Here is a 25,062-nt window from a genome sequence, read left to right on the forward strand (position 1 = left end):
GGCGCCCTTGCGCCTCTGCAGTAACGTTTTGTTTAAATGACGAACAGACCGAACAGCGCCAGCAGGCCCAGTATCATCGCGAAAGCGTAGTGATACAGATAGCCGGACTGCACATAGCGCATCACCGACGCAAACCAGCCCACCGCGAGAGCTGAACCGTTGATCATCAGCCCGTCAATCAGCTTCACATCGCCGAACCGCCACAACGCGTTGCCGATGCCCCGGCTGCCACCGGCAAAGAACCACTCATAAAAATCATCGAAGCCGTACTTGCGGTCCAGAATGGCGTAAAGCCAGCCAAACTTCTCCTTCAGCATCGTGGGCACGTGGGTGAATTTCATGTACAGCAGATAAGCGGTTGCCACGCCGGCTGCCGCCAGCCAGAACGGTGCGGTGACAAAACCGTGCAGCCCGAAGGTGAACCAGCCATGGAAGTCGCCCGCCAGCGCCCCGAGCGTGTCATGAGCGGGGGCCACGACAATGGCCTCCCGGAAGAAGTCGCCGAACGCCATGCTGTCCACAAACAGGGCGCCTGCAAAGACGGAGGGAATGGCGAGCAGGATCAGTGGCCACGTCACCACCCGGGGCGTCTCGTGCAGATGTTCGCGAGTGTGCTCATCCATACGCGCCTTGCCGTGAAAGACCAGAAAATACATACGGAAGGAATACAGCGCCGTCACGAATACACCGAGCAGGACCGCGATATACGCGATATCGGAACCCGGCAGTTGCGAATGACCCACTGCCTCGATAATGGAGTCTTTGGAGTAGAAGCCGGAAAAGAAGGGAGCACCAATCAAGGCCAGCGATCCGATCAGGGTCGTAATCCAGGTAATCGGCATGTACTTGCGCAGGCCGCCCATGTTGCGCATGTCCTGGTCGTGGTGCATGGCGATAATTACCGAGCCCGCTCCGAGGAACAGCAGTGCCTTGAAGAAGGCATGGGTCATCAGATGGAACATGCCCGCTGCGTAGGCCGACGCGCCCAGGGCGACGGTCATGTAACCGAGCTGGGAGAGCGTGGAGTAGGCGACCACCCGTTTGATGTCATTCTGCACCAGCCCGAGCAAGCCCATGAAAAAGGCCGTTATCGCACCAATGATGAGGATCATCGACAGCGCGGTTTCGGACAGTTCGTAAAGCGGTGACATCCTCGCCACCATGAAGATGCCGGCGGTGACCATGGTGGCGGCGTGAATGAGGGCCGAAATGGGGGTCGGGCCCTCCATGGAATCGGGTAGCCATACATGCAGCGGTACCTGGGCGGACTTGCCCATCGCACCGATGAACAGCAGGATGCAAATGACAGTAATCAGGCTCCACTCGGAATCACCCCAAATGGAGACGGTAACGTCCTGATGCATCTCCACCGTGTTGAATACCGCCTGGTAATCCAGAGTATTGAAATACATCAGGACCGCGCCGATACCCAGGATGAAGCCGAAGTCGCCAACGCGGTTGACCAGAAAGGCTTTCAGGTTGGCGTAAACGGCGCTCTCACGGGTGGCCCAGAACCCGATCAGCAGGTAAGAGACAAGCCCCACCGCTTCCCAGCCGAAAAACAGCTGTAGGAAGTTGTTGCTCATGACCAGCATCAGCATGGAGAAGGTGAACAGCGATATGTAACTGAAGAAGCGCTGATAGCTGTTTTTCCCGGCCAGACTGTCATCCGGCCAGTTGTGCTCGTCGTCCGCCATGTAGCCCACGGTATAGATATGCACCATCAGCGAGACGAAGGTCACCACCACCATCATCATGGTCGATAGACGGTCTATCAGGAAGCCGATTTCAAAGCGGATGCCATCAGAGATCATCCAGGTATAGATGCTCTGATTGATCGAGCCGATGTCGCCACTCAAGGCCTGCAGGAACAGTGTGAGTGACAGCACAAAGGCGATGCCGACGCCGAGAATGGTCACGCTATGGGCACCCGATCGGCCTATCTTGCCGCCGAACAGTCCGGCTATGACTGAGCCGAAAAGGGGTGCCAAGACGATGGCCAGGGTGATGGCTTCGAGATTCTCCATGGTTTTATCCCTTCAGCGTCCCGAGCTCGTCCACATTAATGGTGCCCCGGTTCCGGAACAGCACAACCAGAATCGCCAAGCCGATGGCCGCTTCCGCGGCCGCCACGGTCAAGATGAAAAAGACGAAAATCTGGCCGGCGGTATCACTCAGGTAATAGGAGAATGCAATAAAATTGATATTGACCGCCAGCAGCATCAACTCGATGCACATCAGCAGAATGATGACATTCTTCCGGTTAACAAAGATTCCGGCCATGCTCAGGCCAAACAGAATCGCGCCGACTGTCAGATAATCGGACAAGGCAACCATTCGCCTCTCCCTCTGTGATTTCCGTTGTGGCGGTCAACCCGCCTTCAAAACCTAATTCGAACCGCAAAGGCGCAAAGAACGCAAAGGAACGCTTTCTTTCTTGCCAAAGTCGGCGCCCTATTCTGTTCCGTGACACGCTATCAATACGCGCACCCCGCAATCTCCACCGCTTTCAAATCCAAGCCTCTTTTAAACCGCCTTTGCGCTCTTTGCGTCTTAGCGGTTCAAAAGCCGCTACCGCCGCTCCTCGGATTTCATGGAGACCAGCCGTACCCGGTCGCCGCGACGCACCTCCACCTGCCGGCCCGGTTCCTGATAGCGGCTATCGGGTCGCCGGCGTAGTGTCAGCGCGATGGCTGCAATGATGGCGACCAGCAGTATCACCGATGCAATCTCGAACGGATAGACATAATCGGTATAGAGCTGGAGGCCCAGAAGCCGTGTGTTGCTCACCTCGCCGATCGGCTCCGGCACCGGAGTGCGCTCGAGGCCGAAATAGTCGCCCCCGACGACCATTGCCATGACCGCGATCAGCAGTATTGCCACCACCCCTCCGACGGCCAGATAGCGGGCGAAACCCTGTCGAACCACCGCGATATTGATGTCCAGCATCATCACCACGAAAAGGAACAGCACCATCACCGCACCGACATAAACCAGCACCAGCGCGATGGCGAGGAATTCGGCCCGAAGCAGCAACCAGAGTCCGGCGGTGCTGAAGAAGCAGAGCACCAGAAAAAGTGCTGCGTGCACCGGATTGCGCACGGTAATCACCACACCGGCGGAAAACACCAGAACGGCGGAAAATGCGTAGAAGACGATCTGTTCAAAAGCCATATGGAGCCGTCATCCCGTTGGTTGTGATTAGCGGTATTGGGCCTGAGCCTCGCGATCAGCCTCGATCTGCGTCTCCAGTCGATCCCCCGCTGCCAGCAGCTGCTCTTTCGTCATCAGCAGGTCGCTGCGAACCTCTCCGTGATATTCGTACTCGCGGGTCTCCACGATGGCATCGACCGGGCAGGCCTCCTCGCAAAAACCGCAAAAAATGCATTTACTGAGATCGATATCGTATCGCGTGGTGCGCCGGGAGCCGTCGTCTCGCTGTTCCGATTCGATAGTAATCGCCAGCGCCGGGCATACCACCTCACACAGCTTGCAGGCAATGCAGCGCTCTTCACCATTGGGATAGCGACGCTGCGCGTGCCGTCCCCGAAACCGTGGAGAGAGTGGCGCACGCTCGTCCGGGTACTGTACCGTGAACTTTTTGCCGAAAAAGTAGCGGCCGGTAACCCCCAAGCCAGCAAACAGCTCCTTGAGAAACAGACTTTTTAAAATATTCGGTGCACTCATTCTTTTATCTCTCCCGCTTCAGGCGGCCGCGAACCATGGGCCTATCTCACCCATGACGAGACCACCAACTACCACGATCCAGACGATGGTAATGGGGATGAATACCTTCCAGCCCAGACGCATGATCTGGTCGTAGCGATAGCGCGGAAAGGTGGCGCGGAACCACAGGTACAAAAACAGAAAGAAGCTGGTTTTTATCAACATCCAGATAATGCTCGACTGGCCGAGCCAGGAATCGGTCCAGCCCTGGAAGGGTGACAGCCAGCCTCCCAGGAACAGCAGTGCGGCCAGTGCCGAAATCAGGATCATGTTGGCGTATTCGCCAAGGAAAAACACGGCGAACGCCATGCCGGAATACTCCACATGGAAGCCGGCGACAATCTCCGATTCCCCCTCGGCCACGTCGAACGGGGCCCGGTTGGTCTCAGCGACGCCGGAGACGAAATAGATGACGAAGAGTGGCAGCAATGGCAGCCAGAACCAACTGAACAGACCATATTCACCCTGTTGGCTCGCCACGATTTGGCCGAAATTGAGGCTGCCGGCAGCCATGAGTACCCCGACCAACGCGAATCCCATCGCAATCTCGTAGGAGACGATCTGGGCCGCCGAACGCATGGCTCCCAAAAATGCATATTTGGAATTGGAGGCCCAGCCGGCGACAATCACGCCATAGACCCCCATCGAGGTAATCGCCAGCACATACAACAGACCGGCGTTGATATCCGCCAGCACCCAGCCGTCGGCGACGGGAAGCACCGCCCAGGCTGCCAGTGAAGGCGCCATCGCCAGCACCGGTGCGATCAAAAAGAGTTTTTTATCCGCACCGGCCGGGATAATGATCTCTTTGAACATCAGCTTGAGTGCGTCGGCAATCGGCTGCAGCAGACCGCGCGGTCCGACCCGGTTGGGGCCGACACGCACCTGCATGTAACCGATCACCTTGCGCTCGGCGAGCGTCAGGTAGGCCACTGCAGCAAACAGCACACCGAGTATGAGCGCTATCTGAAGCAGAATGGTGAGGCCGATAGCCAGGCTCTCAGGCAGTCCCCACCCAATAAATATGGTTTGCAGAAATTCGGTCATCGGGGTATCCCGTCCGCTTCCTATTTTTTCGCTAACAGCCTGTCGGATTTAGGTCATCTAAACGAGCAAGTGGGAGAGCGAGGCAACGTTTTCTCGATTTTGAGGAACGTAGTGGCTCTACGTATACGAAAAATCGAGGAAATCCGGACCGCTCTCCCATCAGCACACGCCGCCATGGATTGCGGTGGTAGGCAATGCATGGAGCATATCGTCGAGTAGACTATCCTGAAGTCCAGCAGGCCGCTAGGCCTGCGTGAGTTCGATGCTCTCGAAGGCGCCGCCCAGGAGCTCACTACCCCGCTTTCCCGAGGCGATGTAGACGCTCCCCGGCGGAACCCTTTCATCCGCCACTATCGGCAGTTCGGTACGGCTGTCGCCACGGCTAACCCGGACGCGTCCGGCACTGCTCAGACCCGCATCGGCCAGGGTTTCGGCACATGCGTGTACCGCCGCCGCACCGGCAAGCGGCGTATCCTGCAGGGGTGCGGCCCGCCGCACCATCGGATCCACGGCATAGATCGGAAAGTCCGTCGTTCGCACAATGCCGGTGGGTGCCGGGCCGAGAGTCGGCGCCTGCCACGCGCGACCGTTATCCGGCCGGACATCACGGCATGCGCCCTGCACCTCGGCGAGCACTTCGTCGGAGCCCATGTAGCCGAAACCTTCGGTATCCAGCAGGTTGCCAAGCACACGCAGCAGCTTCCAGGCCGGCCGTGCTTCGCCCGGCGGATTCGCACAGCCGGCAAAGCTCTGCCAACGACCCTCGCCGTTGACATACGTACCGGAGGTTTCCAGGTAGAGCGCAATGGGCAGGATGGCATCGGCATATTCGCGCATGGCGGGGCTGTCGTAGGCGGACAACGCCACGACGAATTCGGCCGCATCCAGGGCGCGTGTGGCCAGTGCCGGATCGATACAGTCCCGTTCCGGCTCGAGCCCCAATAACAGGTAACCCCCCAGGCCGGACTCGAACATCGCTCTCCAGTCTTTCCCGCTATCGACCTCGGACCCGGCTGTCCCGCGATGTGGCAGCGCACCGGCCAGCCAGGCGCCGACACTGTTGCCGCCCTCGGCCAGGAAACCGATACGCACATCCGACAGGTCGGCCAATTGCACCCCCAGTTGCCGCAATGCACCGGCCGCGGGATGGTAGGCGCTGATGTTACCCAGCAATACCGTGCCGTTTTTGGCCTCGATCAGTGAGCGGGCAATGGCCCGATGTCGATCCTCTATATCGACAGTGACCAGGGCATCAAGACCCTCGACTGTAGCGCCTTTCTGTTCGGCTGCCGCACTCACCACAGCAGCCAACTGACCGAGCATGCCGGCCGGGGTATCGATCAGTTTCTCTCCCACGGGGAAGTGGAAGTCGTAATCCATCGGATTGATCAACGATACCTTGGCCCCCTTGAGGGCGGCCTGCCGCAAACGCTGGCCGAGCAGCGGCTGTTCGTGGCGCACATTGGAACCCACCAGCAGGGCTGCATCCAGGCTGCCGAGCGAAGCGATGGATTGCCCCAACCAGGGGAAACTCGGCATCGCGTCCTGATCCGAAAAATCCTGCTGCCGTACCCTGTGGTCAATATGCGATGAACCGAGCTTCCTCATGAGCTTCTGAAGCAGATAGAGCTCTTCGGTGGTGGACCAGTCGGCTGCCAGCGCTCCCAGATTCGCTGCTCCGTCGCGAGCGATGATCCGCTTTAGGCCATCGGCAGCGAACGTCAGTGCGGTATCCCAGTCTGTTTCCTGCCATTGGCCGTCTCTCTTGATCAATGGAGCCATGGCACGGTCTTTGTCATACAAGGCGGTGTAACTGAAGCGGTCACGGTCGGCCAGCCAGGTCTCGTTGACCTCTTCGTTCTCCCGGGGAACGACACGCATGACGCGGTGAGCCCGCGTATCCACCCGCAGGTTGGCGCCGACACAGTCGTGAGGAGACACACTGTGATGCGCGGTCAACTCCCAGGGGCGCGCCGTATAGCGATAAGGCTTTGAAGTCAGTGCACCCACCGGGCAGAGGTCAATGACATTCCCCGACAGCTCGGATTCGACGGCGTCCTCCAGATAAGTGGTGATTCGCATATGTTCACCACGACCGGGTGCCCCTAGCTCCATCATGCCTGCGATCTCCTGCCCAAAACGAACGCAGCGCGTGCAGTGGATGCATCGAGTCATATCGGTAGCGATGAGCGGCCCGATATTCCTGTCCCGGACGACACGCTTGCCCTCGTTGTAGCGAGAGACATCGTTGCCGAAACCCATAGCCATTTCCTGCAGGTCACACTCCCCGCCCTGATCGCAGATGGGACAGTCCAGAGGGTGATTGATGAGCAGAAACTCCATCACCGAGCGCTGCGCGGCGATGGCTTTGGGTGAGCGTGTATAGACCTTCATACCGCCGGTAACCGGCGTGGCGCAGGCGGGAACCGGTTTCCCCACCTTTTCCACTTCGACCAGGCACATACGGCAATTGGCGGCAATGGAAAGCTTCTTGTGGTAGCAGAAGCGTGGAATGGTGATGCCGGCGATATCGGCCGCTTCGATCACCATTGCACCCTCTTCGGCCTTAATCGTGACGCCGTTGATTTCAATGTCTACCATGTTCTTTCCAGCGTTCTCTCGCCAACGTGAACGGTATCTTACTTGCCGCGTTCGATATGGCTCTCGAACTCTTCACGGAAGTGTTTCAGAAAACTGCGCACCGGCATCGCGGCCGCATCCCCCAGGGCGCAAATCGTATGCCCCATGATGTTGCCGGCCACCCGGTCCAGCTTTTCAAGATCCTCAGGGCAGCCCTGGCCGTTCTCGATGCGGTGCACCATCCGGGAGAGCCAGCCAGTACCTTCACGGCACGGCGTGCACTGGCCGCAGGACTCTTCGTAATAGAAGTGCGACAGCCGTGCGAGGGCCCGAACCATGCAGGTGGTCTCGTCCATAATAATGACAGAGCCCGCCCCCAGCATCGAACCGGCCTTGGCAATGGAGTCATAATCCATGTCCATGCCCATGGCCACATCCGCCGGCAGCACGGGTGTGGAGCTGCCGCCCGGAATCACCGCCTTCAGTTTGCGCCCTTTCCAGACCCCTCCGGCCATTTCCAGCAGTTCGGCGAACGGAGTGCCCAGGGGAATCTCATAATTACCCGGCTTTTCCACATGCCCGGATACGGAAAAAAGCTTGTCACCGCCGTTATTCGGTTTACCGAGTTCCAGAAACCACCGGCCGCCTTTTTCCAGGATCACGGGTACGGAGGCGAGTGACTCGGTGTTGTTGATGGTGGTCGGACGACCATAGAGACCATAGCTGGCCGGGAATGGGGGTTTGAATCGCGGCTGCCCCTTTTTGCCCTCGAGGGATTCGAGCAGCGCCGTCTCCTCGCCGCAGATATACGCACCGGCGCCGAGATGGGCTTCGATATCGAAATCGAAACCACTGCCAAAAAGACCCTTGCCGAGCAGCCCCGCTGCCCGCGCCTCTTCGAGCGCGCCCTGGAAGCGTTCATACGGCTCCCAGAACTCGCCACGAATATAGTTGTACCCCATGCTGGCGCCGATCGTATACCCGGCGATGGCCATGCCTTCGATCAGCTGATGAGGGTTGTAACGAAGGATGTCGCGATCCTTGCAGGTACCCGGCTCGCCCTCATCCGAATTGCAGACGATGTACTTCTGTCCGGGGACACCTCGCGGCATAAAGCTCCACTTGAGCCCGGTCGGGAACCCCGCACCCCCGCGGCCACGCAGCGCCGACGTCTTCAGCTCGGCGATGATATCGTCAGCCGACGTCTGCTCCTTGAGGATGCGCTCCAGAACCTGATAGCCGCCGACGCTCTTGTAAGCCTCCAGCGTCCAGGCATTTTCGAGGTGCAGTGTGCGGAAGCATATCTGGTTAGTTTTCATCATCAACGGGCTACTGATTCCGATTACTGGTTAACGATCCGGCTTTACATCAGGCGTATCCGCCCACTTGGGGGCAGCGGACCACTCGCGACAGGCGACGGGTAACCAGCAAGTCACATTCATTCAAGGGTGTCCAACAGACGATCCAGCGTCTCAGGGGTCAGGTTTTCGATATACTCCCGGCCCAACTGTAGCATCGGTGCATTCACGCAGGCCCCAAGGCACTCCACCTCTTTGAGGGTGAATTTGCCATCGGCCGTGCTCTCGCCGAGCTTGATCCCCAAACGCTTTTCCAGATGTTCCACTACCTCATCCGAACCGCGCAGCATGCAGGAGATGTTGGTACAGATAGACAGCTTGTGACGACCGACCGGATTGAGCTCATACATCGAATAGAAGGTCGCCACTTCATAGACTGCAACTGTCGGCATATCCAGGTAAGCCGCTATGGCCCCGATAAGGGCGTCCGTCAGATAGCCTTCATTTTGCTCCTGCGCAATACGCAGGGCCGCCATGACCGCCGACTGTTGCTGATCGGACGGGTACTTCGCGATCCAGTCGTCGATCTCGGCTCGGGTATCCGGTGTCAGTAACTCGATGTTTCCCGGTTGCGCCATCAGCGATCGATCTCCCCGAAAACGATGTCTTGGGTTCCGATCACCGCCACCACGTCGGCAATCATGTGGCCGCGTGTCATTTCGTTGAATGCGGAGAGATGGGCAAAGCCCGGAGCGCGGATCTTGAGTCGGTAAGGGCGGTTGGCGCCATCGGAGACCAGATAGATCCCGAACTCACCCTTGGGGTGTTCCACCGCGGCATAGGCCTCCCCCTTCGGTAGGGTGATCCCTTCGGAGAAGAGTTTGAAGTGGTGAATCAACGCCTCCATATTGCCCTTCATCTCGGTGCGTGATGGCGGCGTGACCTTGTGGTCATCCGCCATCACCGGCCCTGGATTCCTACGCAGCCAGTCCACGCACTGCTTGATGATGCGGTTGCTCTGGCGGAACTCCTCCATGCGCACCAGATAGCGGTCGTAGCAGTCGCCATTGGTCCCGATGGGAATATCGAAGTCGAGCTGGTCGTAGACATCATAGGGCTGCTTCTTGCGAAGGTCCCACTCGATGCCCGAGCCTCGCAACATCGGACCACTAAAACCCAGCTGCAGGGCTCGTTCCGGCGAGACGATTCCGATGTCGACGGTACGCTGCTTCCATATCCGGTTCTCTGTCAGCAGAGTTTCATACTCGTCCACCAGTTTCGGAAAACGGTTGGTAAAGTCCTCGATGAAGTCGAGCAGCGATCCCTGCCGGGGATGATTGAGGGCTTCGATCTCCTTGTCGCCGTGCCACTTGGATACCTCGTACTGCGGCATCGAATCGGGCAGGTCGCGATAGACGCCTCCGGGCCTGTAGTAGGCCGCGTGCAGACGCGCACCCGAGACCGCTTCATAGCAGTCCATCAGGTCCTCGCGTTCGCGAAAACAGTAGAGGAACATGGTCATCGCCCCCACATCCAGCGCGTGGGAGCCGAGCCACAGCAGGTGATTCAAAATGCGGGTGATCTCATCGAACATCACCCGGATGTACTGTCCCCGAATCGGCACCTCGATCCCGGCAAGCTTCTCAATCGCCATGCAGTAGGCGTGCTCATTACACATCATAGAGACGTAATCGAGCCGATCCATATAGGGAAGCGACTGCAGGTAGTGCTTGTTTTCGGCCAGCTTTTCGGTTGCCCGGTGCAGTAGACCGATATGGGGATCCGCGCGCTCCACGACCTCCCCGTCCAGTTCGAGGACCAGACGCAACACCCCGTGTGCTGCGGGGTGCTGTGGCCCGAAATTCATCGTGTAGTTACGGATTTCAGGCACCGGAACTCTCCCCTTTGGTCTCGGGCTCGGGCTCGGCAAAACGATGGTCTTCCCGAATGATGTGCGGTACGAGATTTCTCGGCTCGATACTGACGGGCTCATAGACAACCCGCTTCCTTTCCGGGTCGTATCGCATTTCCACATTTCCCGACAGCGGGAAGTCCTTGCGGAATGGATGGCCGATAAAACCGTAATCGGTCAAAATCCGGCGCAGATCGAGGTGGCCGTCAAAAACGATACCAAACAGGTCGAACGCCTCACGTTCGTACCAGTCAGCCGAACTCCATAATTCAACAACCGAAGGTACTATCGGCATTGCATCATCGGAAGCAAACACCCGCAGGCGAAGCCGGTGGTTGTTGGTGATCGACAGCAGATGATAAACGACTGCGAAACGAGGCCCTTCCCAGCGACCCCGATTGCGCTGTTCGTCGGCCGGTGAGGCCAAATGATACTCCCGGGTATCGAGACTCCCGTGCCCATAGGTGGAATAGTCCACACCGCAGAGATCCATGAGCTGCTCGAATCCGAATTGCGGCTCACCGCGGAGCACTTCGCAAACATTCAAAAGATGTTCCGAAGAAACCTCGACCGTCAACTCGCTGCCGACGACGCGCGTCTTCACGCCTTCACTGCCGAAGCGCTCTTCGACACGTTTGGCTAGCTGCTGGTAGTAGTCGAACATGTAAACTCCGGGAGTTTAGCGGGCAATGGTATTGGTCCGCCGGATCTTGTTCTGTAGTTGCAAGATACCGTAAAGCAGGGCCTCGGCGGTAGGCGGGCAGCCCGGCACATAGATGTCCACCGGCACAATTCGATCACAGCCGCGAACCACAGAATAAGAGTAGTGATAGTAACCGCCGCCATTGGCGCAGGAGCCCATCGAAATCACCCAGCGCGGCTCGGCCATCTGGTCGTACACCTTACGCAGAGCCGGTGCCATTTTGTTGCACAATGTACCGGCCACAATCATCACATCCGACTGACGGGGGCTGGGCCGAAACAGGATCCCGAAGCGATCGAGATCGTACCGGGCCGCACCGGCATGCATCATTTCCACCGCGCAACACGCCAACCCGAAGGTCATGGGCCACATGGAGCCGGTCCTTGCCCAGTTGATCAGTTTGTCAGCCGAGGTGGTGACGAAGCCCCTGTCGAGAATGCCTTCTACTCCCACTGCAGGGCCCCCTTTTTCCATTCATAGATGAAGCCAATCACGAGAATGCCCAGGAACAGCATCATGGCCGAAAAGCCAAATAGGCCGATATCCTTCAGGACAATAGCCCAGGGAAAGAGAAAAGCGATTTCGAGATCGAAAATGATGAAGAGGATGGCGACCAGGTAGAAGCGCACATCGAATTTCATGCGCGAATCTTCAAAAGCCTCGAAGCCACATTCATAAGGTGAGAGTTTTGCCGTATCGGGCCGGTGGGGACCCAAAATAAACCCGAATGCCATCATTGCACCGCCGACGATGACACCCACGACGATGAAGATCAGGATGGGCAAATAATTTTCAAGCATGCGACAACCTCATCCCTGGCGGCCCGGACCCGCGCCCGCCAATCGACCGATAACGATTCGGAAAGGCTGTCAGTGTAGGCGGGCCGCCGAGGACGGTCAAGCCGGGCAACTACCAAAAACCTTAGCGATTCATGGGGTTGAATACACAGGACCGAGAGACTTGTGCCGCGCAACGGCTTTGACGGCCTGCACTACGAATTTCCCGTACCCTGCCATCGAATACGGTTCTGTCGTCCAGCGAGTTTTTGTGATTTTTTATACCAATGCCCCGGGTGAAGGACATTGCGGACCGGTGATCCGCCAATATCGTGACTTTAATTGTTATCGTCACTTGCTTCTCTGATCAAAATTGGTGCCGAAGGCCGGACTCGAACCGGCACGGGTTGCCCCACCACCCCCTCAAGATGGCGTGTCTACCAATTCCACCACTTCGGCGAAAAGTTTTATTCGGGCTTGGGAGTGTCCCGCGGCACTGTCGGTGCCTCGCTGCCCTTTGCGCCGCCTGGAGCCGCTGGGATGTCCGTGGGAGCTGGCGCCTCCTGCGTCTGTTCCACCGCCGCCGGCAGCTCGGTCACGCTTTTGCGCGATACATTTTGCCCGGAAAAATACGCCAGGGAAAGGCTGGTCAGGAAAAAAACGGTCGCCAGTGTGGCCGTGCCTCGAGTCAGGAATGAGGCCGAACCCTGGGAACCGAATACGGTCGCCGATGCGCCTGCCCCGAAGGCGGCGCCCATATCGGCCCCTTTCCCCTGCTGCAAAAGCACCAGTGCGATAAGGACCGCGGCGGCGACGAGATGAACGATGAGCAGTACGCTTTCCATTACAATCTATTTCGTTGACCGGTTCAGTTAGCGGCCTTGGCAATGGCCAGGAATTGATCGGCCTTCAGAGAGGCCCCACCAATCAGTCCACCGTCGATATCCGGCTTTGCCATCAATTCGGCGGCGTTTTCAGGCTTCATGCTTCCGCCGTAGAGGATCTGCAGACCTTCGGCTATTTTGGCGTCTTGAGCCGCCACTCGCTGCCGAATAAATGCGTGTACCGCTTGCGCCTGTTCCGGCGTGGCGGTTTTGCCCGTACCGATGGCCCAGACGGGCTCGTAAGCAATCACCGCATCCGCCAGTGCAGCCACGCCTTCAGCGGCAATCACGGCATCCAACTGGTGTCCGACGACATCTTCGGTAATGTTCTGCTCACGCTCTTCGAGGGTTTCGCCAACACAAACAATCGGCGCCAGACCCGCGGCGCGCGCTGCAACGAATTTCTTTGCTACATCCTCGTCGGTTTCGCCATAGAGGGTCCGACGTTCGGAGTGGCCGATAATCACGTAGGTACAACCGAATTCCTTTACCATTGCAGCGGCGATTTCGCCGGTGAAGGCGCCCGCAGATTCGTGGCTGATATTCTGCGCGCCCCACTTCACCAGGGTGCCGGCCAGCTGCTCGGCCACTTCGGGGATATAGACGAAAGGTGGACATACCGCTACGTCGCTTCCCGTGACCTCGCCAATGCCGGTTTTGATGCCGTCAAGCAGGTTTCGGTTCAATTCCCTGGAGCCGTTCATCTTCCAATTACCAGCTATCAGCGCTCGACGCATCGTTTCTCCCCTGCCTTCGAAAACAGGCGCGAAGCTTACCTGTTAGAACCGGATAAATCAATCGGGCGCGTATCCGGATTACGGGACAAGGCGATCACGGCCTCCACTGAATCGGCCAACCCGCGGGCGACACACTCCACCAGCTCAAGTTCTTCCCCCTCCACCATCACCCGCACCAGCGGTTCGGTCCCCGAAGGACGAAGGAGTACGCGACCGGTGCCATTCAGCTCCGCCTCAGCGGCACGAACAGAATCCTGTACTGCAGTGCAGTCATCCAGGTCAAAACCGGGTGTGGTGCGTACATTAATCATGACTTGCGGGTATTTTGTCATGCCCCCCTTGAGTTCATCAAGCGACCGCTCCGATTCCACCATGGCGGCCAGAACCTGTAGGGCGGAAATGATGCCGTCTCCGGTAGTGGAGTGGTTCAGACAAAGCAGATGCCCGGAGGATTCCCCGCCATACAGCCAGCCGTTTTGCCGGAGGCGTTCCAGGACATAACGGTCGCCCACCTGGACGCGCTGAAAATCGATATTGACGGCCTTGAGTGCGCGCTCCATGCCGAGATTGCTCATCAGGGTCCCGACCACACCAACGACCGGTTCCCGGCGATGCTGCTCGCGGGCGATGATGAACAGCAGTTCGTCACCATCGACCACATCGCCGTTGTGGTCGACCATAATGACCCGGTCACCGTCACCGTCAAGGGCAATGCCTGCGTCCGCCCCGCGCTCAATCACTGCCAGACTGAGCTGTTCAGGTTCGGTCGAACCGCACTCGACGTTGATATTGAGTCCGTCGGGATCGGCACCAATCGTCTCCACTGTGGCACCGAGTTCCCGAAATACGCTTGGCGCAACATGGTAGGTAGCTCCATTCGAGCAATCGACGATGAGATGCAGCCCCTTGAGACTGAGGTGGCGGGGAAAGGTGCTTTTGCAGAACTCGATATAACGGCCGGGGGCATCATCCACCCGGACCGCCTTGCCCAGCGCGGACGACCCCACCGTGGACATGGGCTGCTCCATTCGCTCCTCGATCGCCATTTCCACCTCGTCCGGCAATTTGGTGCCTTCGGTGGAAAAGAATTTGATCCCATTATCCTGAAACGGATTATGCGAAGCGCTGATGACGATGCCGGCACTGGCCCGCAGAGTCCGCGTCAGATACGCGACCGCCGGAGTAGGCATGGGTCCCAACAAAAGAATATCGAGACCGGCTGAGGATAGGCCCGCTTCCAGGGCCGACTCGAACATGTAGCCGGAAATGCGGGTGTCCTTGCCGATCAGGACCTTGCCCTTGTCGCCGTTCGACAACACCTGACCGGCGGCCCATCCCAGCTTGAGAACGAATTCCGGCGTAATCGGAAATTCCCCGACCCGCCCGCGAATACCATCGGTGCCAAAATACTTGCGCCCCACGTAACTCTCCCTTTAATCACTGTTATTGTTCGTGCCGAAAAGCCTAGCGGAAAGCACCTGTTTCCGGCGGTATCCAGTTCACACCCCGGCAGCTGCTGTCACCACGCGCAAGGCATCGACGGTCGGTTCCACATCGTGAACACGGAGCAACCGCGCCCCGAGCCATGCGGACAGGGAGGCAGCCGCGATGCTGCCATGCAGACGCCGTTCCACCGGGGCATTCTCGAGAACGGCACCAATCATGGATTTTCGTGACAGACCGACCATTACAGGCGTCCCCAATTCAAGCAGTCGAGGCAAATTCCGTAACAGCTCCAGGTTATGGGGCAGGGTCTTGCCAAAGCCGAATCCGGGGTCGACGACGATCCGCTCCCTCGAGATCCCTCCAGCTTCACAGTCAGCGATCCGATCGGCCAGAAAGCCGAACACATCCCCCACCACATCCCGATACTGGGGCGTGGCCTGCATGGTTCGCGGTTCACCTTGCATGTGCATGAGGCAAACCGGCACATTCAGTTCGGCGGCAGTCGCCAGTGCGTGCTCCCGCCGCAGGGCCAAAACATCGTTGATCATTCCGGCACCGGCCCTGACGGCTTCCCGCATGACCTCCGGCTTGCTGGTGTCGATGGAGATGGGTATCGGCAACTCGGCAGAGAGCCGTTCAATGACGGGAATCACCCGTTCCAGTTCCTCTTGCACCGACACCGGTTCGGAGCCGGGACGGGTGGACTCCCCACCCACATCGATAACGGCAGCTCCGGCTGCTGCCATACGCCGCCCCTGCGCCACGGCCGAGTCGGAGTCGCGCCATAGCCCGCCGTCGGAAAAGGAATCGGGAGTGACGTTGAGGATCCCCATTGCCCGGGGAAAGGAGAGGTCGAGCGGTTTTCCCGCACAATCCAGGTGCATCGTCGTAATCGGTTGGGTGTATTCCATGGCTTTCAGTATACCCAAAAAAAGAAAACGCCCCGCTGAATTGGGGGGCGTTTTTTTTCGACTGCGGGCAACGATTCAGTGCTGGCCGGCAGGATCCCCCACCTGGCTTCCACTGGCCTTGTCGTCCTTGTCGGCGGCAACGGGACTTCCCGGACCGGTGCCCGGCTCTTCACCATCCCAGTCCTCCGGAGGCCTCGGGGGACGGCCCTCCATGATGTCCTTGATCTGCTTCGAGTCGATGGTTTCATACTTGATCAGGGCATCGGCCATGATTTGCAGCTTGTCGGCATGATCAATAAGGATCGTCCGGGCCCGTTCGTAGTTTGTCCCGATGAGAGACCGAACTTCCTCATCAATGATATGAGCAGTCTCATCCGACACGTTCTTGTGCTGCGTGACCTGGTGCCCAAGGAACACCTCGCCCTCGTCTTCACCGTAGGTGAGCGGCCCCAGCTTGTCCGACAGTCCCCACTTGGTCACCATATTACGGGCCAACTCGGTGGCACGTTGAATGTCATTCGAGGCACCGGTGGTCACCCGCTCGGGACCGAAGACCAACTCCTCGGCCAGCCGTCCGCCAAACAGACTCGATATCTGGCTCTGCAGCCGCTGCTTGGAGTAACTGTAGCGATCCTCCTCCGGAAGGAAGAGCGTCACACCGAGCGCACGACCACGTGGGATGATGGTCACCTTGTGCACCGGATCGTGATCCGGCACGGAAAGACCGACGATGGCATGCCCCGCCTCGTGGTAGGCGGTAAGCTTCTTCTCATCCTCGTTCATCACCATGGACTTGCGCTCGGCGCCCATCATGATTTTGTCCTTGGCGCGTTCGAAGTCATCCATCTTCACGGTCGTGCTATTGCCACGAGCTGCAAACAGGGCCGCTTCATTGACCAGGTTGGCCAGGTCCGCCCCGGAGAACCCGGGCGTGCCGCGGCCGATGATGGAGGCATTGACGTCATCACCCAGCGGCACCTTGCGCATATGCACCTTGAGGATCTGTTCGCGACCGCGAAGGTCCGGCAGCGGCACTACCACCTGGCGGTCGAAGCGGCCGGGACGCAGCAGCGCCGGATCGAGTACATCGGGTCGGTTGGTGGCAGCGATGACGATAACGCCCTCGTTGCCCTCGAAACCGTCCATCTCCACCAGTAACTGGTTCAGCGTCTGCTCGCGCTCATCATGTCCGCCGCCCAGGCCGGCGCCGCGATGACGGCCCACCGCATCGATCTCGTCGATAAAGATGATGCAGGGCGCATGCTTTTTCGCCTGCTCGAACATATCGCGCACACGGGAAGCGCCCACACCCACGAACATCTCCACGAAATCGGAGCCGGAGATGGTAAAGAACGGTACCTTTGCCTCGCCGGCAATGGCCTTGGCGAGCAGTGTCTTACCGGTGCCGGGCGGGCCCACCATCAGCACGCCGCGGGGGATCTTGCCGCCGAGCTTCTGGAATTTACCCGGATCGCGCAGGAACTCCACCAGTTCGGAGACGTCATCCTTGGCCTCCTCGACACCGGCCACATCACTGAAGGTCACCTTGACCTGATCTTCACCGAGCAGCCGGGCCTTGCTCTTGCCGAACGACATGGCGCCACGGCCTCCGCCCCCGCCCTGCATCTGGCGCATGAAGAATATCCACACACCGATTAACAGCAGCATCGGGAACCAGGAGATGAAGATCTGGGTCAGCAGCGACTGACTCTCGGGCGGCTTGGCCTCGACCGCCACGCCATTATTGAGCAAATCGGCAATCAGCCCCGGGTCTTCCGGTGCATAGGTCTGGAAGCTCTCGCCCGACTGCGTAAGCCCACGGACGGTCTCACCCTCGATCTCGACGTGCTTTACCCGACCCGCTTTCACGTCGGAGAGAAACTGCGAGTATGAAAGCTCCTGGCTGGGTGCGCGTTGCGGTCCGAAGTTATTAAAGACCGACATCAGGATGATGGCAATAACCACCCAGAGGATGACGTTCTTGGCAATATCGTTCAAAGCTCGCCTCTTTGTATCCAAAATCTCACGAATCGGTGCGGTAAAAAACCCGCCCGACGAGGGTTAGGTACGTTACTACACATGATAGTTCCTCGCCACAATGTACACCTCCCGGGAACGGGGTCGCGATGCCTTCGGCTTGCGAATGGCAACGCGTTGAAACGAGTCACGCACCTCTTTGAGAAAGACATCGAAGCCTTCCCCCTGGAAAACCTTGACGACCATGCTTCCCCCTTTGGAAAGGGTTCGACGTGCCAGTTCCAGCGTCAACTCCGCGAGATACATGGCTTTCGGCTGATCAACCGTTTTCATACCACTAATGTTGGGCGACATATCGGACAAAACAAGGTCCGCGGGCCTATCGAGGACCGAGAGCAGATGATCGAGCACCTCCTGCTCCCGAAAATCGCCCTGCAGCACCTCGACTCCAGGCAAAGGGTCCATCGGCAGGACGTCAAGCGCGACGACCATCCCGCGGTGTCCGACCCGGTCGGCCGCCACTTGCGACCAGCCCCCGGGCGCCGCTCCGAGATCGACCACGGTCATGCCCGGTTTCAGGAGGTGATCCTTCTCATCGATCTCCGTCAGCTTGTAGACCGCCCGCGAACGATACCCTTCTGCCCGGGAACGTTTGACAAACTCATCCTCAAAATGTTCATTCAACCAATTTCTACTGCTTTTGCTTCTTGCCATAGCTTTTTGCTTTTCAAACCACAGAGCGCTGAGAATTCATTGGACGGCCGTATCGCGGCTACCGCCGCTCCCACGTTACACGGCCAGGGTAAACGCATACTCCCATTTTTGATGCCGGCGAGCGAGCCAAGTCCTTGATAGCAGGTACGCTGTGAATACCACCTACAGGGATGTAGGAAGTGAAGATGATGCAGGAGCAATCATCTTTCATCCGTGTACGCTCGACGGCAGCATCCCTCGACAAGTGTGCTCCTGCATTGTCTAACACCGCCATCCCTGGCGGCGTGCTGCCGACGACCTGCTATCAAGGACTGACACCGCTCGCTTCAAAGTAGGCGGTTGCCCTGGTTACACGGCCGGGAGACTGGAGTCGTCGGTATAACACGCGTAAACTGGCGCGGCCTCGGAATTGGTGGATTATACCTATACCAATCTCGGGTTCTCCGTCTTCCCAGTGGTGCCAAACATGTCCCTGAATGAAAAACAGAAAAAGTACCTGAGAACACTGGCCCACTCGAAAAAACCGGTGGTGCTGACCGGTGCGGCCGGGGTTAGTGAAGCATTGTTGGCGGAAGTCGATGTTGCTCTGACCCGTCACGAACTCATCAAGGTCCGAATCAATGCCGCTGACCACGAGGAGCGACAGGCGATGATCGATGCCATCACCGGTAATACCGGGGCGGAACTCGTGCAGCGTATCGGCCATGTGGCGGTTCTCTACCGCCAGGCCGAGAAACCGCAGATCACGCTACCGAAGTAATCAGACATGGAAAGCAAGGGGGCAAGCAAACCGGGTTCTCCACCTCATCCAGCCCCCGTGAGCCCCCTGGTTATGTGATTGGAGTTGATCACTGATTGGCGGCCTTATGGGGGCCTGCCGGCTCCAGCCCGGAGGCAACCAGCACCCCTCCACCGAGACTCTCAAGCAGATAAAGAATCGAGGCAATGCCGTGCAGGCGACCAAATTCCGCGGCCTGCCGACTGCCCTCGACCAGACCCGGGGCCTTGAGGTCCGCCATCATCGGCTGCACGATCATCTCACCGATGATGACCAACACGAGCATGACCACCAGAACTCCGAGCTTCCAGTCCGCCACTCTCGAGCCGTAGCCACTCCCCCGCAGGAGAATCAGCACCGCGCCGCATACAAGGCCGATATAGCTGACCAGCGTAAACAGTTTCCCTGCCAGCATACCGGCAGTCCCGGTGTCCAGATTGGCAAAGAAGACCGGCACTGCCAGGTAACCTACCGCCCAGAGAGAGCCGACCCAGACGGTCAGCAACAGGCGTTCCAGCGGTCTGCGCAGGCGTCTCATCAGGAAGTTTGGGCGGGAGCTGTCTGTTTATTCGTAACGGATATCGACGATTTCATATTCGCGTTCGCCACCGGGAGCCCTGACGACAGCCACGTCGTCAATCTCTCTGCCAATCAGCGCGCGCGCAATGGGTGAGCCGATCGATACACGTCCCGCTTTGATGTCGGCCTCGTCCTCACCGACAATCTGATAAGTGACTTCGTCGCCGGACTCGACCTCTACCAGGTCCACGGTTGCCCCGAATACCACCTTGCCATTGGCATTCAGTTTTTTAACATCGATGATCTGAGCGCTGCCCAGCTTGCCCTCGATTTCGGCGATACGCCCCTCGATAAATCCCTGCTGCTCGCGGGCGGCGTGGTACTCGGCATTCTCCTTCAGGTCTCCGTGTTCCCGGGCTTCCGCGATGGCCTGAATGACCCGTGGACGTTCCACGCTCTTCAGCTGATGCAATTCATCGCGCAGCTTTTCAGCGCCACGCAGCGTCATGGGTGTGCTTTCCATTACTTCAACTCCCTATGCAAATCCTGAAGCCGGGTCACTTCAGTGCTGTTTCGCTGTTTCATCGCAACGCAGGTTGCCGCGGCCCCTGCCAGAGTGGTCGTATAGGTCACCTTGTGTTGCAAAGCCTCACGCCGGATCAGGTAGGAATCTGCGATGGCCTGCTTGCCTTCTGTGGTGTTGACGATGAAGCTGATCTCGTCGTTTTTGATCATATCCACAATGTGCGGGCGATCCTCCGTCACCTTGTAGACCCGCTCGCACTCGATCCCGGCTTCCCGAAGGTATTGGGCGGTGCCACCGGTGGCGACCAGTTCGAAGCCGAGCCCGATCAGATCCCGGGCAATGGGTACCGTGCCACGTTTGTCAACATCACGCACACTGATGAAGACCCGGCCGGTGCGTGGCAGGACAATACCCGCGGCGCACTGGGATTTGGCGTAGGCCTCACCAAAGCTGCGGCCTACCCCCATCACCTCGCCCGTGGACTTCATCTCCGGGCCCAGGATCGGGTCGACGCCCGGGAACTTGATAAACGGAAACACCGCTTCCTTCACGGAGTAATAACCGGGGATGATCTCCTCGACGATACCCTGACTCGGAAGACTCTGTCCCACCATGCAGCGCGCGGCAATCTTGGCCAGGGGCCGACCGGAGGCTTTCGACACAAAGGGAACCGTGCGTGAAGCGCGCGGGTTCACCTCCAGAACGTAGACCTCATTATCCTTGATTGCGAACTGGGTATTCATCAACCCAATGACCTTCAACTCCCTGGCCATGGCTGCCGTCTGTACCCGCAGTTCATCCTGGACCTCGGCCGACAGGTTGTAAGGCGGCAGTGAACAGGCCGAATCACCCGAGTGAACCCCCGCCTGCTCAATATGTTCCATGATGCCGCCGATCACCACGTTTTCGCCATCACAGACGGCGTCCACGTCGACTTCGACGGCATCATCGAGGAAACGGTCCAGCAGCACGGGGGACTCGTTGGAGACCTTCACTGCGTCACGCATATAACTGCGCAACTCCGCCTCATTGTAGACGATCTCCATCGCCCGCCCCCCCAGCACGTACGAGGGCCGCACCACCAGCGGATAGCCGATCTCTTCGGCAAGCCGTACCGCGTCCTCGGCAGCGCGCGCCGTCCGGTTGGGCGGTTGGCGCAGATCGAGCTTGTCGATCATCTTCTGGAACCGCTCGCGATCCTCGGCCAAATCGATGGAATCCGGTGTGGTGCCGATGATCGGCGCCCCGGCGGCTTCCAGATCACGCGCCAGCTTCAACGGGGTCTGTCCACCATACTGGACGATGACGCCCTTGGGCTTTTCGAGGTCGATGACCTCAAGCACATCCTCCAGCGTCAGCGGCTCAAAATAGAGTCGGTCGGAGGTATCGTAGTCGGTGGAGACGGTCTCCGGATTGCAGTTGACCATGATGGTCTCGTAGCCGTCTTCCTTCATGGCAAAGGCAGCGTGGACACAGCAGTAATCGAACTCGATTCCCTGCCCGATACGGTTGGGGCCGCCGCCAAGCACCATAATCTTATTGCGCTCTGACGGCTGCGCCTCGCACTCCTCCTCGTAGGTGGAGTACATATAGGCAGTGGCAGTGCCGAACTCCGCAGCGCAGGTATCGACCCGCTTGTAGACGGGGCGCACATCGAATTCGCGGCGAATTTTGCGCATTTCGCCTTCACGAATACCGAGCAGATAGGCCAGACGCCGGTCAGAGAAGCCCTTACGCTTCAGACGGAAGAGGAAATCCCGATCCAGCCCGGAGGTTCCGCACTCATGGACACTTTTTTCCAGGGCGATCAGCTCCCGAATCTGGACGAGGAACCAGGGATCGATTCGCGAAAGCTCATGGACCTCTTCCAGCGCGAAACCGGCACGGAACGCGTCCCCGACATACCACAACCGCAAGGCAGTCGGCTTTCTCAGGGCCATGCGCAGGTCATCGGCCACATTCTCGTCAGAGGCGTCGAAGACGGCTTCGAATCCATCGGAACCGGTCTCCAGGCCACGCATCGCCTTTTGCAGCGACTCCTGGAAGGTACGTCCGATGGCCATCACCTCGCCCACCGACTTCATCTGGGTCGTAAGCGTGTTATCCGCCTTCGGAAATTTCTCGAAGGTGAAGCGCGGGATCTTGGTGACCACGTAATCGATGGCGGGCTCGAACGAGGCCGGAGTATCCCCCCCGGTAATCTCGTTCTGCAATTCATCCAGTGTGTAACCGACCGCCAGTTTCGCCGCCACCTTGGCGATCGGGAAGCCGGTGGCCTTGGAGGCCAGCGCCGAGGAGCGGGAGACACGCGGGTTCATCTCGATGATAATCAGCCGTCCGTCATCCGGGTTGACGGAGAACTGGACGTTGGAGCCGCCGGTATCGACGCCGATCTCCCGCAGGACCGCTAGAGAGGCGTCGCGCATGATCTGATACTCCTTGTCGGTCAGCGTCTGCGCCGGCGCCACGGTGATGGAATCACCGGTGTGTACGCCCATCGGATCGAAATTCTCGATGGAACAGATGATGATGCAGTTGTCCTTATGATCCCGCACCACCTCCATCTCGTACTCTTTCCAGCCGAGGATGGACTCCTCGATCAGGAGTTCCTTGGTGGGCGACAGGTCCAGACCGCGTTCGCAGATCTCGACGAACTCCTCCTTGTTATAGGCGATACCGCCCCCGGAGCCACCCATGGTAAACGAAGGCCGGATAATGGCCGGAAAGCCGATCTGCACCTGGACCTGGACCGCCTCTTCCATGGAGTGCGCCACGGCCGACTTGGGCATATCCAGCCCGATCCTGCGCATCGCCTGGCGGAACTGGTCACGATCCTCCGCCTTGTCGATAGCCTCGCGGGTCGCGCCAATCATCGCTACGCCGTACTGTTCCAGCACGCCTTCACGGGCGAGGTCGAGGGCACAGTTGAGCGCAGTCTGCCCACCCATGGTGGGGAGTAGCGCATCGGGACGCTCCTTCTTGATGATTTCCGCCACCGTCTGCCAGGTGATCGGCTCGATGTAGGTGGCATCGGCCATCTCCGGGTCGGTCATTATCGTGGCCGGATTGGAGTTGACCAGAATCACCCGGTAACCCTCCTCCCGCAGCGCCTTGCAGGCCTGGGCCCCGGAATAGTCGAACTCACACGCCTGTCCAATCACGATAGGACCGGCGCCGATGATCAGAATGCTGTTTAAGTCAGTGCGTTTGGGCATAGTTCTATCAATTCACCACGGGGATCACGGGGAACACGGGGATTTACGGGGAAGGGATTTTCCCCGTGGCCCCCGTGTTCTCCGTGGTTTAATCACTATTTTGCTCCCTTCATCAAATCGATGAAGTGATCGAAAAGGGGCGCCACATCACGCGGGCCGGGGCTCGCCTCCGGATGACCCTGAAAACTGAACGCCGGACAGTCGGTGCGGTGAATACCCTGGAGGGAACCGTCGAACAGCGAACGATGGGTAGCCTTCAGGTTGGCCGGAAGACTAGCTTCATCCACGGAGAAGCCGTGATTCTGACTGGTGATCATCACCTGTCTGGTCTCCAGGTCCTGCACCGGATGGTTGGCGCCGTGATGCCCAAACTTCATCTTTTCGGTCTTCGCCCCGCTGGCCAGGGCCAGCAATTGGTGGCCGAGACAGATGCCGTAGGTGGGAATCCCGGCATCCAGAACCTTCTGAATGGCCCGAATCGCGTAGTCGCACGGTTCCGGGTCGCCCGGTCCATTGGAGAGGAATACGCCATCAGGCTTTAGTTCCATCACCTTCTCAACCGGGGTCTCGGCCGGAACGACCGTAATACGGCAACCACGATCCACCAGCATGCGGAGGATGTTGCGCTTGATGCCATAATCCCAGGTGACCACGTGATAGGGCAGCGCCTCTTCAATCGGCGCATCGGGATGACCCGGCAATCCGCGTTCGAGACTCCAGCTCGCCTGTGCCCATTCGTAGGGCTGATGGGTGGACACCTCTTTGGCAAGGTCCATCCCCTTCAGCCCCGGAAAACCACGCGCCGCCGCCAGGGCAGTATTCGCATCGATATGTTCGCCGGCCATGATACAGCCGTTCTGGGCGCCTTTCTCACGCAGGATACGTGTCAGCCTGCGGGTATCGATGTCGGCGATACCCACCACCTTGTTCTTGCGCAGATACTGGTCAAGCGGTAGCTCGCTGCGCCAGTTGCTCATAAGCAGTGGCAGATCGCGAATGACCAGGCCACTGGTGAAGACATGGCCCGACTCCTCGTCTTCGGCATTGGTGCCAGTATTGCCAATGTGCGGATAGGTCAGGGTAACGATCTGTTTGTAGTAAGAAGGATCGGTGAGGATCTCCTGATACCCCGTCATCGCGGTATTGAAGACCACCTCACCGACGGTCTGCCCCTCAATACCGATGGACTCGCCCCAGAAGAGGGTGCCGTCTTCAAGAGCCAGCAGCGCCGGTTGCCGCAAGGTGATGACCTCCAATGTTTAGACATGCGAAGCGGGAGGGGCCGAGTCGACCCTTCCCGCTTAGAAAGCTCG

At 58.7% G+C, this 25,062-nt stretch carries 23 protein-coding genes and 1 tRNA gene; 1 reads left to right on the forward strand and 23 read right to left on the reverse strand.

Features of this window, described 5'->3' with window-relative positions; all coding sequences use genetic code 11:
- Window positions 1-32: 32 nt before the first annotated feature.
- From nuoL to rlmE, 19 genes are all read right to left on the reverse strand, one after another.
- Complete coding sequence (gene nuoL, locus Q7L05_RS06740) at window positions 33-2,027, reverse strand: NADH-quinone oxidoreductase subunit L (protein WP_303903827.1); 1,995 nt, start codon at window positions 2,025-2,027, stop codon at window positions 33-35.
- Between the two features lie 4 nt (window positions 2,028-2,031).
- Complete coding sequence (nuoK, locus tag Q7L05_RS06745; protein ID WP_303903830.1) at window positions 2,032-2,337, reverse strand: NADH-quinone oxidoreductase subunit NuoK; 306 nt, start codon at window positions 2,335-2,337, stop codon at window positions 2,032-2,034.
- 234 nt (window positions 2,338-2,571) lie between these two features.
- On the reverse strand, window positions 2,572-3,174 hold the full coding sequence (locus tag Q7L05_RS06750; RefSeq protein ID WP_303903834.1) for an NADH-quinone oxidoreductase subunit J: 603 nt from the start codon (window positions 3,172-3,174) through the stop codon (window positions 2,572-2,574).
- Window positions 3,175-3,201: 27 nt separating this feature from the next.
- A complete protein-coding gene (gene nuoI / locus Q7L05_RS06755) occupies window positions 3,202-3,687 on the reverse strand; it encodes an NADH-quinone oxidoreductase subunit NuoI (RefSeq protein WP_303903837.1) in 486 nt (161 codons plus the stop codon).
- Window positions 3,688-3,705: 18 nt separating this feature from the next.
- Window positions 3,706-4,773, reverse strand: a complete 1,068-nt coding sequence (gene nuoH / locus Q7L05_RS06760) for an NADH-quinone oxidoreductase subunit NuoH (RefSeq protein ID WP_303903840.1) — start codon at window positions 4,771-4,773, stop codon at window positions 3,706-3,708.
- A 243-nt stretch (window positions 4,774-5,016) separates the two neighbouring features.
- Complete coding sequence (gene nuoG / locus Q7L05_RS06765; RefSeq protein ID WP_303903843.1) at window positions 5,017-7,374, reverse strand: NADH-quinone oxidoreductase subunit NuoG; 2,358 nt, start codon at window positions 7,372-7,374, stop codon at window positions 5,017-5,019.
- A gap of 38 nt (window positions 7,375-7,412) precedes the next feature.
- Window positions 7,413-8,675, reverse strand: a complete 1,263-nt coding sequence (gene nuoF, locus Q7L05_RS06770; RefSeq protein WP_303903845.1) for an NADH-quinone oxidoreductase subunit NuoF — start codon at window positions 8,673-8,675, stop codon at window positions 7,413-7,415.
- A gap of 116 nt (window positions 8,676-8,791) precedes the next feature.
- A complete protein-coding gene (gene nuoE / locus Q7L05_RS06775) occupies window positions 8,792-9,289 on the reverse strand; it encodes an NADH-quinone oxidoreductase subunit NuoE (RefSeq protein WP_303903848.1) in 498 nt (165 codons plus the stop codon).
- Complete coding sequence (locus Q7L05_RS06780) at window positions 9,289-10,542, reverse strand: NADH-quinone oxidoreductase subunit D (RefSeq protein ID WP_303903851.1); 1,254 nt, start codon at window positions 10,540-10,542, stop codon at window positions 9,289-9,291. Before Q7L05_RS06780 ends, nuoE begins: the two co-directional genes overlap by 1 nt.
- Window positions 10,535-11,227 carry an NADH-quinone oxidoreductase subunit C gene (locus Q7L05_RS06785; RefSeq protein ID WP_303903854.1) on the reverse strand — a complete coding sequence of 231 codons (693 nt, stop codon included), beginning with the start codon at window positions 11,225-11,227 and terminating at the stop codon, window positions 10,535-10,537. The genes Q7L05_RS06780 and Q7L05_RS06785 overlap by 8 nt, the downstream gene beginning before the upstream one ends.
- A gap of 15 nt (window positions 11,228-11,242) precedes the next feature.
- Complete coding sequence (locus Q7L05_RS06790) at window positions 11,243-11,719, reverse strand: NuoB/complex I 20 kDa subunit family protein (RefSeq protein ID WP_303903857.1); 477 nt, start codon at window positions 11,717-11,719, stop codon at window positions 11,243-11,245.
- Complete coding sequence (locus Q7L05_RS06795) at window positions 11,710-12,066, reverse strand: NADH-quinone oxidoreductase subunit A (RefSeq protein WP_303903860.1); 357 nt, start codon at window positions 12,064-12,066, stop codon at window positions 11,710-11,712. The genes Q7L05_RS06790 and Q7L05_RS06795 overlap by 10 nt, the downstream gene beginning before the upstream one ends.
- Window positions 12,067-12,416: 350 nt before the next feature.
- Window positions 12,417-12,501: transfer RNA gene (locus tag Q7L05_RS06800), tRNA-Leu, on the reverse strand.
- A gap of 8 nt (window positions 12,502-12,509) precedes the next feature.
- Window positions 12,510-12,887, reverse strand: a complete 378-nt coding sequence (secG, locus tag Q7L05_RS06805) for a preprotein translocase subunit SecG (RefSeq protein ID WP_303903862.1) — start codon at window positions 12,885-12,887, stop codon at window positions 12,510-12,512.
- Window positions 12,888-12,910: 23 nt separating this feature from the next.
- A complete protein-coding gene (gene tpiA, locus Q7L05_RS06810) occupies window positions 12,911-13,663 on the reverse strand; it encodes a triose-phosphate isomerase (RefSeq protein WP_303903866.1) in 753 nt (250 codons plus the stop codon).
- A 35-nt stretch (window positions 13,664-13,698) separates the two neighbouring features.
- Window positions 13,699-15,084: a phosphoglucosamine mutase gene (gene glmM / locus Q7L05_RS06815; RefSeq protein ID WP_303903869.1), complete on the reverse strand. Its 1,386-nt coding sequence runs from the start codon at window positions 15,082-15,084 to the stop codon at window positions 13,699-13,701.
- Window positions 15,085-15,162: 78 nt separating this feature from the next.
- Window positions 15,163-16,020: a dihydropteroate synthase gene (gene folP / locus Q7L05_RS06820; protein WP_303903872.1), complete on the reverse strand. Its 858-nt coding sequence runs from the start codon at window positions 16,018-16,020 to the stop codon at window positions 15,163-15,165.
- Between the two features lie 75 nt (window positions 16,021-16,095).
- Window positions 16,096-18,018, reverse strand: a complete 1,923-nt coding sequence (gene ftsH / locus Q7L05_RS06825) for an ATP-dependent zinc metalloprotease FtsH (RefSeq protein ID WP_317623104.1) — start codon at window positions 18,016-18,018, stop codon at window positions 16,096-16,098.
- 75 nt (window positions 18,019-18,093) lie between these two features.
- On the reverse strand, window positions 18,094-18,711 hold the full coding sequence (gene rlmE / locus Q7L05_RS06830) for a 23S rRNA (uridine(2552)-2'-O)-methyltransferase RlmE (protein WP_303903875.1): 618 nt from the start codon (window positions 18,709-18,711) through the stop codon (window positions 18,094-18,096).
- A 466-nt stretch (window positions 18,712-19,177) separates the two neighbouring features.
- On the opposite strand from rlmE, the gene yhbY reads away from it, so the two are divergent.
- The gene (yhbY, locus tag Q7L05_RS06835) at window positions 19,178-19,471 is read left to right on the forward strand and encodes a ribosome assembly RNA-binding protein YhbY (RefSeq protein ID WP_303903877.1); all 294 of its coding nucleotides are present in this window, start codon (window positions 19,178-19,180) and stop codon (window positions 19,469-19,471) included.
- Between the two features lie 88 nt (window positions 19,472-19,559).
- Here the strand turns inward: yhbY and Q7L05_RS06840 are convergent, their stop codons facing one another.
- The 4 genes from Q7L05_RS06840 to carA form a co-directional block, all read right to left on the reverse strand.
- Entirely contained in the window at window positions 19,560-20,027 is a 468-nt protein-coding gene (locus Q7L05_RS06840) for a DUF4149 domain-containing protein (RefSeq protein ID WP_303903880.1), read from the reverse strand.
- A 27-nt stretch (window positions 20,028-20,054) separates the two neighbouring features.
- Window positions 20,055-20,531, reverse strand: coding sequence for a transcription elongation factor GreA (gene greA, locus Q7L05_RS06845; protein ID WP_303903883.1), 477 nt, complete (start codon window positions 20,529-20,531; stop codon window positions 20,055-20,057).
- Window positions 20,531-23,749 carry a carbamoyl-phosphate synthase large subunit gene (carB, locus tag Q7L05_RS06850; RefSeq protein ID WP_303903886.1) on the reverse strand — a complete coding sequence of 1,073 codons (3,219 nt, stop codon included), beginning with the start codon at window positions 23,747-23,749 and terminating at the stop codon, window positions 20,531-20,533. Before carB ends, greA begins: the two co-directional genes overlap by 1 nt.
- A gap of 95 nt (window positions 23,750-23,844) precedes the next feature.
- The gene (carA, locus tag Q7L05_RS06855; RefSeq protein WP_303903889.1) at window positions 23,845-24,990 is read right to left on the reverse strand and encodes a glutamine-hydrolyzing carbamoyl-phosphate synthase small subunit; all 1,146 of its coding nucleotides are present in this window, start codon (window positions 24,988-24,990) and stop codon (window positions 23,845-23,847) included.
- Window positions 24,991-25,062: the final 72 nt, after the last annotated feature.

Source organism: Thiohalomonas denitrificans, from assembly GCF_016841685.1.
GTDB classification, from domain to species: Bacteria; Pseudomonadota; Gammaproteobacteria; order Thiohalomonadales; family Thiohalomonadaceae; genus Thiohalomonas; species Thiohalomonas denitrificans_A.